This window comes from Mycobacterium kyogaense (genome assembly GCF_036946525.1).
In the GTDB taxonomy this organism is placed as follows: Bacteria; Actinomycetota; Actinomycetes; order Mycobacteriales; family Mycobacteriaceae; genus Mycobacterium; species Mycobacterium kyogaense_A.
This window is the reverse complement of record NZ_JAQIIY010000020.1, coordinates 24461-36244: the sequence shown is the minus strand read 5'-3', so window position 1 is coordinate 36244 and position 11784 is coordinate 24461. Positions and strand designations below refer to the sequence as shown.

8 protein-coding genes are annotated in these 11784 nt (G+C 68.0%); 6 read left to right on the top strand and 2 right to left on the bottom strand.

Features of this window, described 5'->3' with window-relative positions; genetic code table 11:
* Window positions 1-20: 20 nt before the first annotated feature.
* Complete coding sequence (locus PGN37_RS17640; protein ID WP_335332304.1) at window positions 21-1313, bottom strand: adenosylmethionine--8-amino-7-oxononanoate transaminase; 1293 nt, start codon at window positions 1311-1313, stop codon at window positions 21-23.
* A 32-nt stretch (window positions 1314-1345) separates the two neighbouring features.
* On the opposite strand from PGN37_RS17640, the gene PGN37_RS17635 reads away from it, so the two are divergent.
* From PGN37_RS17635 to PGN37_RS17615, 5 genes are all read left to right on the top strand, one after another.
* Window positions 1346-3511: an acyltransferase family protein gene (locus tag PGN37_RS17635; protein ID WP_335332303.1), complete on the top strand. Its 2166-nt coding sequence runs from the start codon at window positions 1346-1348 to the stop codon at window positions 3509-3511.
* A complete protein-coding gene (glgX, locus tag PGN37_RS17630; protein ID WP_335332302.1) occupies window positions 3508-5634 on the top strand; it encodes a glycogen debranching protein GlgX in 2127 nt (708 codons plus the stop codon). Before PGN37_RS17635 ends, glgX begins: the two co-directional genes overlap by 4 nt.
* Window positions 5634-7928 carry a malto-oligosyltrehalose synthase gene (gene treY, locus PGN37_RS17625; protein ID WP_335332301.1) on the top strand — a complete coding sequence of 765 codons (2295 nt, stop codon included), beginning with the start codon at window positions 5634-5636 and terminating at the stop codon, window positions 7926-7928. The genes glgX and treY overlap by 1 nt, the downstream gene beginning before the upstream one ends.
* Window positions 7921-9654 (top strand): malto-oligosyltrehalose trehalohydrolase, encoded by a 1734-nt coding sequence (treZ, locus tag PGN37_RS17620; protein ID WP_335332300.1) that lies wholly within the window; start codon window positions 7921-7923, stop codon window positions 9652-9654. The genes treY and treZ overlap by 8 nt, the downstream gene beginning before the upstream one ends.
* A 70-nt stretch (window positions 9655-9724) precedes the next feature.
* Window positions 9725-10153, top strand: coding sequence for a hypothetical protein (locus tag PGN37_RS17615; protein WP_335332299.1), 429 nt, complete (start codon window positions 9725-9727; stop codon window positions 10151-10153).
* Between the two features lie 3 nt (window positions 10154-10156).
* Here the strand turns inward: PGN37_RS17615 and ilvA are convergent, their stop codons facing one another.
* Complete coding sequence (gene ilvA / locus PGN37_RS17610; protein WP_335332298.1) at window positions 10157-11446, bottom strand: threonine ammonia-lyase IlvA; 1290 nt, start codon at window positions 11444-11446, stop codon at window positions 10157-10159.
* A gap of 88 nt (window positions 11447-11534) precedes the next feature.
* On the opposite strand from ilvA, the gene PGN37_RS17605 reads away from it, so the two are divergent.
* Complete coding sequence (locus PGN37_RS17605) at window positions 11535-11780, top strand: hypothetical protein (RefSeq protein ID WP_335332297.1); 246 nt, start codon at window positions 11535-11537, stop codon at window positions 11778-11780.
* The last annotated feature ends 4 nt before the right edge of the window (window positions 11781-11784 follow it).

The following is an 11784-nucleotide window of genomic DNA, read 5'->3' as shown; positions in this document are numbered from 1 at the left end:
ACAGGGCTATTGAACACCGTTCAGGTTAGAGCACGAGTGACCGCGATCATCGCCGAGGTGATCTGGCCGATCTCCTCAGCGGTACAGATGTAGGGGGGCATCACGTAGACCAGGTTGCGGAACGGCCGCAGCCACACCCCGTGCTCGACGGCCACCGGCGTCGCGACGCGCAGATCGACCTCCCGGTCGAGTTCCAGGACGCCGATCGCGCCGAGCACCCGCACGTCGACCACGTTGGGCAGCTCGGCTGCGGGCGCCAGGCCGGAGTGCAGCCCGGCCTCGATCCCCTGAACCTGGGAGCGCCACTGCCCGGTGCCCAGCAGTTCCAGCGACGCGACGCTGACGGCGCAGGCCAACGCGTTGGCCATGAAGGTCGGCCCGTGCATCAGTGCTCCAGGTGGGTGCCCGCTGATCGTCTCGGCGACCTCGCGGGTGCACAGCGTCGCCGCGAGCGTCAGGTAACCGCCCGTCAGCGCCTTGCCCACGCACATGATGTCGGGGCTGACCCCGGCGTGGTCGGCCGCGAACAACGCGCCGGTGCGACCGAACCCGGTGGCGATCTCGTCGAAGATCAACAGCACACCGTGCTCGTCGCAGATGCGGCGCAGATCGGCGACATAGCGCGGGTCGTGGAAGCGCATCCCGCCAGCGCCCTGGACGACCGGCTCGACGATCACCGCGGCGAGTTCGTCGGCATGGCGAGCGAGCTGTTCGGCGAAGGCCGCACTGTAGGCCGGGTCGTACTCGGCGGGCACCGCCGGGGCGAACACCTGGTCGGCCAGCAGGGAGTGCGCGCCGGTCCACAGCGTGTGCATGCCGCCGTCCGGATCGCAGACGCTCATCGGCGTGAACGTGTCGCCGTGATAGCCACCGCGCCAGGTCATCAGCCGGCTCTTGCCGGGCCGACCGCTGCTGCGCCAGTACTGCAGCGCCATCTTGACGGCGACCTCCACCGACACCGATCCCGAATCACTGAAGAACACCGTCTCCAGCCCGGCCGGACTCATCTCGACGAGCAGCTGTGCCAGCCGCGCCGCCGGCTCATGGGTCAGGCCGCCGAACATGACGTGGTTCATGGTCGCGAGCTGACGGGTGATCGCGGCGTCCAGTGCCGGGTGGCCGTGCCCGTGCACTGCCGTCCACCACGACGCCATCGCGTCGAGCACCTCGACCGCGCGGCCGTCCCGATCGAGCGTGAGCCATGCGCCCCGCGCCCCCGTCGCGACCACCGGCGCCATCGCGTCAGGTCCGATCGGGCTGTACGGATGCCAGATGTGAGCCGCGTCGACCGCGCTGATCTCGATAGGCGTCATCGCAGACACCTTCGGTAGATTAGCCGTCGATCATGAAGACCCTCGCCTCCGCCCGGCCCGCCGCGACGGCTCCGGTGACCCAGATGGGGACGCGGAGCGCCGGGTTCTACCGCCACGACCTCGACGGGTTGCGCGGTGTCGCGATCGCGCTGGTCGCGGTGTTCCACGTGTGGTTCGGGCGGGTGTCCGGCGGCGTCGACGTCTTCCTCGTGTTGTCGGGATTCTTCTTCGGCGGCAGGCTGCTGCGCGGCGTGCTCACCCCGGGGCCCGCTCCGCGGCCGGTGCCCGAGATCACCCGGCTGATCCGCCGACTGCTGCCCGCGCTGGTCGTCGTGCTCGCGGTGTCCGCGGTGTTGACGATCCTGATCCAGCCCGAGACCCGGTGGGAGACCTTCGCCGACCAGAGCCTGGCGAGCCTCGGCTACTTCCAGAACTGGGAGCTCGCCAACACCGCGTCGAACTACCTGCGCGCCGGCGAGGCGGTCAGCCCGCTGCAGCACATCTGGTCGATGTCGGTGCAGGGCCAGTTCTACATCGCGTTCCTGGCGCTGATCCTGGGCGCGGCCGTGGTGTTCCGACGGATCTTCGGCCGCCACATGCGCGCCGCCTTCGTCGTGCTGCTGAGCGCCTGCGCCATCGCATCATTCGTCTACGCGATCATCGCCCACGACGCCGACCAGGCCACCGCCTACTACAACAGCTTCGCCCGGGCGTGGGAACTGCTGCTCGGCGCGCTCGTCGGGGCGATCGTGCCGTCGCTGCGCTGCCCGATGTGGCTGCGCACGCTGGCCGCCCTCATCGGGCTCGGCGCGATCCTCGCGTGCGGTGCGCTGATCGACGGCGTGAAGGAATTCCCGGGACCATGGGCGCTGGTGCCCGTGGGCGCCACGCTGCTGTTCATCCTCTCGGCCGCCAACCGCTACGCCGACCCGCACACCGACGGCCGCCTGCCCGCGCCGAACCGACTGCTCGCCAGCGCCCCGTTCGTCGCGCTCGGTGCGATGGCCTACTCGCTGTACCTGTGGCACTGGCCGCTGCTGATCTTCTACCTGTCCTACACCGGGCGCCCCGCGGTGAACTTCGTCGAAGGCGCCGGAGTGCTGCTGGTGTCCGGGGTGCTGGCGTGGCTGACCACCCGCTACGTCGAAGAGCCGCTGCGCAGCGGCCGCAGCCAGCCCGCGCGACCCAAGGCGCCGCGGCTGCCGCTGCGCACCCGGTTGCGCCGCCCGACGATCGTCCTGGGTTCGACCGTCGCCCTGCTCGGCGTCGCCCTGACCGCGACGTCGTTCACGTGGCGCGAACACGTGACGGTGCTGCGCGCCAACGGTCAGGAGCTCCTGGAGCTCTCCCCGCGCGACTATCCGGGGGCCCGCGCCCTCCTCGACCACGTCCGCGTCCCCGATCTGCCGTTCCGCCCCACCGCGCTCGAAGCCAAGAACGACATCCCCGAATCGACCACCGACGGCTGCATCAGCGACTTCGACAACGTCGGCGTCATCAACTGCACCTACGGCGACAAGGCCGCCACCCGCACCATCGCACTGGCCGGCGGCTCCCACGCCGAACACTGGATCACCGCGCTGGACCTGCTCGGCAGGCTGCACCACTTCAAGGTCGTCACCTACCTGAAGATGGGCTGCCCACTGACCACCGAAGCTGTCCCGCTGGTGATGGGCAACAACGACCCCTACCCCAAGTGCCACCAGTGGAATCAGCGGGTGATGGCCAAGCTGATCGCCGACAAACCCGACTTCGTGTTCACCACCTCGACCCGGCCCTGGAACATCAAAGCCGGTGACGTCATGCCGTCCAGCTATCTGGGCATCTGGAAAGAATTGTCCGACAACAAGATTCCGATCCTCGCAATGCGTGACACACCCTGGATGGTGCGCGACGGCGAACCGTTCTTCCCGTCGGACTGTCTGGCCGACGGAGGTGACGCCATCTCCTGCGGAATCAAGCGATCCGAAGTACTGTCGGACCATAACCCGACGCTTGACTACCTCGCGCAGTTCCCGTTGCTCAAGCCGCTCGACATGAGCGATGCGGTGTGTCGTCCGGACTACTGCCGAGCCGTGGAGGGGAACGTGTTGATCTATCACGACGCTCACCACATCTCGTCGACCTACATGCGAACCATGACCGGTGAACTCGGCCGGCAGGTGGGTGCCGCCACCGGATGGTGGCCCGCCAGATGACCATCGTTTGGCCCGGCACCCCCTATCCCCTGGGTGCCGCTTACGACGGCGGCGGCACCAACTTCTCGCTGTTCTCCGAAGTGGCCGAGCGGGTCGACCTGTGCCTGATCGCCAAGGACGGCACCGAGCAGCGGATCGAGCTCGACGAGGTCGACAGCTACGTGTGGCATGCCTACCTGCCGGGGGTCAACCCGGGGCAGCGCTACGGATTTCGCGTACACGGGCCCTGGGATCCCGCCTCCGGTCACCGGTGTGATCCCAGCAAGCTGCTCCTCGACCCGTACGGCAAGGCGTTCCACGGGGACTTCGCGTTCTCCCAGGCGCTGTACTCCTACGATCTCGAGGCCGACGACCTGGCAAGCGGAGGTGTCCCGCCGCGCATCGACTCGCTGGGCCACACGATGACCAGCGTGGTCATCAACCCGTTCTTCCAGTGGGGCAACGATCGCGCTCCGGGCACGCCGTACCACGAGACGGTGATCTACGAGGCCCACGTCAAGGGCATGACGCAGCAGCATCCGGGCATTCCCGAGGAACTGCGCGGCACCTACGCCGGCCTGGGACACCCCGCGATCATCGACCACCTCAAGTCGCTCAACGTCACGGCCATCGAGTTGATGCCGGTACACCAGTTCATGCACGACCACCGGCTCCTCGACCTGGGGTTGCGAAATTACTGGGGCTACAACACGTTCGGCTTCTTCGCCCCGCATCACCAGTACGCGGCCGCCAAACACGCCGGCGGTGCCGTCTCCGAATTCAAGACGATGGTGCGCGCGTTCCACGAAGCCGGCATCGAGGTGATCCTCGACGTCGTCTACAACCACACCGCCGAAGGCAACCACCTCGGCCCCACCGTGAATTTCCGCGGCATCGACAACGCCGCCTACTACCGCCTACTCGACGAAGACCGCAGGTATTACAAGGACTTCACCGGCACCGGCAACAGCCTCAACGCCCGCCACCCCCACACACTGCAACTGATCATGGATTCGCTGCGCTACTGGGTGCTGGAGATGCACGTCGACGGCTTCCGCTTCGACCTGGCCGCCACGCTGGCCCGCGAGTTCTACGACGTCGACCGCCTCTCGGCGTTCTTCGACCTGGTCCAACAGGACCCGGTGGTCAGCCAGGTGAAGCTGATCGCCGAGCCGTGGGACATCGGCGAAGGCGGCTACCAGGTCGGCAATTTCCCAGGTTTGTGGACGGAATGGAATGGGAAGTATCGCGACACTGTGCGCGATTACTGGCGGGGCGAGCCCGCAACCCTGGGTGAACTTGCGTCCCGTCTGACCGGGTCGTCCGATCTCTACGAGGCGACCGGCCGCCGGCCGAGCGCCAGCATCAACTTCGTGACCTGCCACGACGGCTTCACGCTGAACGACCTGGTGTCCTACAACGAAAAGCACAACGCCGCCAACGGCGAGGACAACCGCGACGGTGAGAGCCACAACCGGTCGTGGAACTGCGGTGTCGAAGGCCCCACCGATGATCCCGAGATTGTCGCGCTGCGCGGCCAGCAGATGCGCAACATCCTGGGCACGCTGATGCTCTCGCAGGGCACCCCGATGATCGCCCACGGTGACGAGATCGGCCGCACGCAGAAGGGCAACAACAACGTCTACTGCCAGGACTCCGAGCTGTCCTGGATGGACTGGTCGCTGTGCACGACCAACGCCGATCTGCTCGAATTCACCCGCAAGGTGGTCAGATTCCGCAAGGAACACCCCGTGTTCCGCCGCCGCCGGTTCTTCGAGGGCAAGCCGATCCGCACCGGCGACCAGGTGCGCGACATCGCGTGGCTGACCCCGTCGGGCAAGGAGATGGACTACGCCGACTGGGAGACCGGCCTCGGCCAGTGCGTGGCGGTCTTCCTCAACGGCGAGGCGATCCCCGCGCCCGGCGCCCGCGGTGAGCGGATCGTCGACGACTCCTTCCTGCTGTGCTTCAACGCTCACGGCGAGAAGCAGGATTTTGTTGCGCCGCAGGATGATTACGCCAAAGAGTGGGTGGCCGACCTCGACACCGCAGATCCGCGCGGCGCCGCCGAGGTGACAGTCGCGGCGGGCGAGAAGATCACCCTCGCCCCCCGTTCGCTGCTCGTGCTGCGTAAGACCGCCTGATGGCCGTTCTGTCCACCTACCGCCTGCAGATGCGCGGCGCGGCCAGCGGCGAGGCGTTCACGTTCGCCGACGCGGAGAAGCTGGTCGACTACCTCGCCGACCTCGGGGTGTCCCACCTGTACCTGTCGCCGATCCTGACCGCGGCCGAAGGCTCGACGCACGGCTACGACGTCACCGACCCCACCACGATCTCCGCCGAACTCGGTGGACCCGAAGGGTTCTCGCGGCTGGTGTCGAGAGCGCGCGACGCGGGCCTCGGTGTGGTCGTCGACATCGTGCCCAACCACGTCGGCGTCGACGTGCCCCGACAGAACGCCTGGTGGTGGGACCTGCTCACCCACGGGCGCGAGTCGCGCTACGCCTCTTACTTCGACATCGACTGGACGCTGGACCCCGACGGCCGGATCGTGTTGCCGGTGCTGGGTTCCGACGACGACGTCGATAACCTGACCGTGGACGGGGACACGTTGCGGCTCGGCGATCTGGTCTACCCGATCAGTCCCGGCACCGCCGACGACGGGGCCTCCGGCGCGCAGGTGCACGACCGGCAGCACTACAAGCTGATCGGCTGGCGCCACGGCATCTGCGGATACCGCCGCTTCTTCTCCATCACCTCGCTGGCCGGCCTGCGGCAGGAAGACCGCGCGGTGTTCGACGCCACGCACGCCGAGGTGAAGCGCTGGTTCGACGAGGGCCTCGTCGACGGTATCCGGATCGATCATCCGGACGGATTGTCCGATCCCACAGGCTATCTCGGATGGCTACGGGAGCTGGCGGGCCCACAGGCGTGGATCGTGATCGAGAAGATCCTCGCCGTCGACGAGCCGCTGGATCCGAGCCTGCCCGTCGCCGGCACCACCGGGTACGACGCACTGCGCGAGGCGGGCGGCGTGTTCGTCGACCCCACCGGCGAGCAATCGTTGACCGAACTGATCGCTTCGGCCGGCGTCGACTACGCCGGGATGGCCGACGAGGCGCGCCGGCTGAAAACCGACGCCGTGACGGTCACGCTCGCCAGCGAGCTGGCGCGGCTGCGCCGAGCCGTGGTGGCGGGTACGGGGCGCGATCACGACCTGCTGCCCGAGGCGATCGCCGAACTGCTCAGCCACATCGGCGTCTACCGCTCCGACTACCTCTCACTGCCCCTGGTGTTGCCGGCTGCGCTCGCCGAGACCGCGGTGGCTCGGCCCGACCTCGCCGAGCCGCTCACGCTACTGACCGCGGCGTTGGCCCCCGGCACGGAAGCCGGTGTACGGCTGCAGCAGCTGTGCGGCGCAGCGACCGCGAAATCGATGGAGGACTGCCTGTTCTACCGCGACGCCCGCCTCGTCTCGCTCAACGAGGTCGGCGGCGAACCCGAGCACTTCGGGGTCAGCGCCGCAGAGTTCCACACCAGGGCGCAGGCGCGCGCGACCCTGTGGCCGTCGGCGATGACCACCCTGTCCACCCACGACACCAAACGCGGCGAAGACGTACGGGCCCGCATCGGCGTGCTCTCGCAGGTGCCCTCGCTGTGGACCGAGATGGTGCAGGGCTGGGAACGCACCACCCCCTCCCCCGACCCTCTGACCGGGCTCTTCCTGTGGCAGAACGTCTTCGGGGTATGGCCGGTCGACGGGGCCGTCACCGACGAGCTGCGGGAGCGGTTGCACGCCTACACCGAGAAGGCGATCCGCGAAGCGGCCTTGCACACGACATGGAACGATCCGGACACCGACTTCGAATCCGCGGTGCACGGCTGGCTCGACAGCGTGCTGGACGGGCCGGTGGCCACCGAGCTGACCGCGCTGGTGGCACGACTGGACCAGCACGCCCGCGGTGATGCGTTGGGCCAGAAGCTGATCGCGCTCACCGGGCCTGGCGTCCCCGACGTCTACCAGGGCACCGAACTGTGGGAAGACAGCCTCGTCGACCCCGACAACCGGCGCGCGATCGACTACCCGGCCCGGCGCGCGGCGCTGGCCGACGGTGACCACCCGAAGATGCGGGTGGTGACCGAGGCGCTGCGCCTGCGTCGGGAGCGTCCGGAGACGTTCCTGGCCGGTGGCTACCGGCCCGTACCCGCCGACGGCACCAACGCCGCACACGTCGTCGCATTCGGCCGGGGCGAGGACGTTCTCGTCGCCGTCAGCCGATGGACCGCACGGCTCACCGAATGGGGGGACACCGCAGTGACACTCGCCGATGGAACGTGGACCGACCGGCTCAGCGGGCGCACACATTCCGGCACGGTCGGAGCAACCGAGTTGTTCGGTGACCTGCCGGTGGCGCTGCTGGTGCGCACCGATGCCTGAGCACGAGTTCGCGGTATGGGCGCCGCGCCCCGACCGGGTCCAGCTCGACCTCGACGGCACGCTGTACCCGATGGAGCGGTCTGACAACGGTTGGTGGACAACAACTTTGGACGCCGCCCCGGATGCCCGCTACGGGTTCGTGCTGGACGACAACACGAAGGTGCTGCCCGACCCCCGCTCGCCGCGTCAGCCAGACGGTGTACACGAACGCTCACAGCTGTGGCAACCCGCGGCCGATGCGTGGTCCGACGGCGAGTGGGCCGGCCGCTCGATCGAGGGTGCGGTGATCTACGAGCTGCACATCGGCACCTTCACCCCCGCCGGCACGTTGGACGCGGCGATCGACAAGCTCGACTACCTGGTCGACCTCGGCGTGGACTTCGTCGAAGTCATGCCGGTCAACGCATTCGGTGGCACTCACGGCTGGGGCTACGACGGCGTGCTCTGGTACGCCGTGCACGAACCGTACGGCGGCCCGGACGCGCTCATCCGCTTCGTCAACGCGTGCCACCAGCGTGGCCTGGGCGTGCTCATCGACGCGGTGTTCAACCACCTCGGCCCGTCGGGTAACTACCTGCCCGAGTTCGGCCCGTACCTGTCGTCGGGATCGAACCCGTGGGGGGAGTCGATCAACATCGGCGACGCCGGTGCTGATCAGGTACGCCGCTACATCCTCGACTGCGCCCTGCGCTGGATGCGCGACTTCCACGCCGACGGTCTGCGCCTGGATGCCGTACACGCCCTCGTCGACACCACCGCGATCCACATCCTCGAGGAGATGTCGGCCGAAACCGACGCTCTGTCAGCTGATCTGGGCCGTCCGCTGTCGCTGGTCGCCGAGAGCGACCTCAACGATCCCCGGCTGATCACCCCGCGTGACCACGGCGGCCTTGGCATGACCGCGCAGTGGGACGACGACATCCACCACGCGATCCACACCGCGGTCTCCGGTGAGCGGCAGGGATACTACGGCGATTTCGGCACGCTGGAGACACTCGCACAGACGCTGCGGCACGGCTACTTCCACGCCGGGACGTTCTCGTCGTTCCGGCAACGCCGCCACGGCAGGCCACTCGACACGGCCACCATCCCGGCGACCCGGCTGCTGGCCTACACGCTCACCCACGACCAGGTGGGCAACCGGGCCATCGGCGACCGGCCATCGCAGAACCTGACCACCGGCCAACTGGCCGTCAAAGCCGCGCTCGCTCTCGGATCGCCCTACACCGCAATGCTTTTCATGGGTGAGGAGTGGGCGTCGTCGTCCCCGTTCCAATTCTTCAGCAGCCATCCCGAACCCGACCTCGCGCGGGCGACAGCAGAGGGGCGCAAGAAGGAGTTCGCCGATCACGGGTGGGACGCCGACGAGATCCCCGACCCTCAGGACCCGGCGACATTCGAACGCTCGAAGCTGACGTGGGACGAGGTCGACGAGGGCGACCACGGCCGGCTGAGAACGTTCTACAAGAGCCTGATCGCGCTGCGCAAAGCCGAACCCGACCTTGCCGACCCGTGGCTCGACCACCTGAAGATCGACTACGACGAGGACGCGCGCTGGTTCGTGATGCACCGGGGCAACATCGCCATCGTCTGCACCCTCGGAGACGGTGAGGTCGACGTCCCGGTCACCGGTGACGCGGTGTTGAGTTGGGGCACACCAGAGGTCGGTACGGATTCAACTCGGATGGGCGGGCATTCTGTCACGATCCTGAAAGCCCCGCGCTAGTCATCCACAGGCCACCGGCCCTGGGGATGAACGAATCCCCGACAGCCGTCCTCGCATCGATGATGGCGGGATGAGACACACCGAGCTCATTGCGATTCCGGCGATCGAGACCGCGACGGACCCGATCCACTCGGCCGCTGATCTGCGCCAACGATGGCGGGCGCTGATGGGCCCGCTCGGCTTCGCTGAGCGGTTGCTGCGGTTCGTGCTCGTCGGGCCGGATCGCCGGTTCCTGAAGGTGATGAGCGATGTCGAGATCGCGTCCGCGCCGGATCCCGCATTCGTGGCCGAACTGATGGCGGCACTGTCCGACCTGCTGGCTGGATTCGAACCGGGCACCACTGTGGCCTTCTGCCTCACGCGCCCAGGCATTGGCAGCGTGTCGCGGATCGACCGACGCTGGGCATCGGTGATCACCGAGTGCGCCGCCGACTTCGAAGTGCCCGTCGAACCGTTCTTCCGCGCCAACGACGAAGCGTTGATCGAGGTTGCCGCCTGACCGTCAGGTCAAATAGCGGTACGTCGGCGAACCCGGCTCGAGCAACTCGACGTGGCATTCCGATGTCGTCATCCGGTCGATCAGACCGTCCAGGTCCGACGCCGAGCCCATCTCGATGCCGACCAGCGCCTCGCCGGTCTCCCGGTTGTTGCGCTTGACGTACTCGAACAGCGTGATGTCGTCGTTCGGACCCAGCACCTCGTCGAGGAAACGACGCAGCGCGCCCGGCTCCTGCGGGAAGTCGACGAGGAAATAGTGCTTGAGGCCGAGATGCACCAGCGACCGCTCCAGCACCTCCCCGTAGCGGGACACATCGTTGTTGCCGCCCGAGATCAGACACACCACCGTCGAGCCGGGCTCGATGTCGGCCTCCACTAGCGCCGCCACCGACAGCGCGCCGGCGGGCTCGGCGATGATGCCCTCGTTCTGGTACAGGTCCAGCATCGCGGTGCACACCGCGCCCTCGTCGACCGTCGTGATCGACACCATGTCCCCCGCGGCCGAGAGCGCGGCGAACGGCAGCGCGCCGACGCGGGCCACCGCGGCGCCGTCGACGAACTGGTCGACGTCGGTCAGCGTCACCGGCTCCCCGGTGGCCAGGGCAGCGACCAGCGCCGCGGCACCGGCCGGCTCCACGCCTAGCACCGACGTCGTCGCGGTGCGCTCGGCCAGATACGTCGTCACGCCGCTGATGCAGCCGCCGCCACCCACCGGGACGATCACCAGGTCGGGTTCCGCGCCCAACTGATCGAGCATCTCGACGGCGATGGTGCCCTGCCCCGCCATCGTGCGCAGGTCGTCGTATGGGGGCACCAACGTGGCCCCGGTGCGGGCGACGTCGTCGAGGGCGGCCTGGGCGGCCATGTCGTAGGTCTTGCCGCCGACGATGAGCTCGATGAACTCACCACCGTGGTAGCGGATGCGGTTGCGCTTCTGCTTCGGGGTCTTGGCCGGCACGTACACGCGGCCGTGCACACCCATCGAGCGGCAGGCCAGCGCAAAGCCCTGCGCATGGTTGCCCGCCGACGAACACACCACGCCGGCGGCCTTCTCCTCCGGGCTCAGCTGCATCAGCAGGTTGTAGGCGCCACGCAGCTTGTAAGAGCGCACGGCCTGCAGGTCTTCGCGCTTCAGGTAGACCTGCGCGCCGGTCAGGGTCGAGAGCCGGTCGCTGAATTGCAGCGGGGTTTGTGACACCACACCCGAAATTCGCCGAGCGGCCTCGTCGATGTCCGCGGCGCGCAACGGCGAGGCGGGATCGATTCGGGGGCTCTGACTCAGCTCGGTGGACACGCGACCATGGTGCCACCGGACCCTCCCGCAGCGGAAATGCGAAAGTTTCGGCTAGCCGAAACCTCGCGTACGGGTTATCGTGGTCTACATGACCACCGCGCAGGAATTCGGCAACATCGAATTCGGCAACGCCGTGAACCGCCCCGCCGGCACGGTCTCGATCGCCGGCGTGCCGTGGCCCACCTACAAGGTGGTGGCGCTGCTGGTCGGAGTGATCGTCTTCGCCGCCGTGGCCGTGCTGACCACTACCGCCGCAGCCGCCGTGCTCAGCGGCGCCGGCGCCGCCACCGTGGTGTGGCTCGGCGCAGCTCTGCTGCACCCGTCGAAGAACTAGGCGC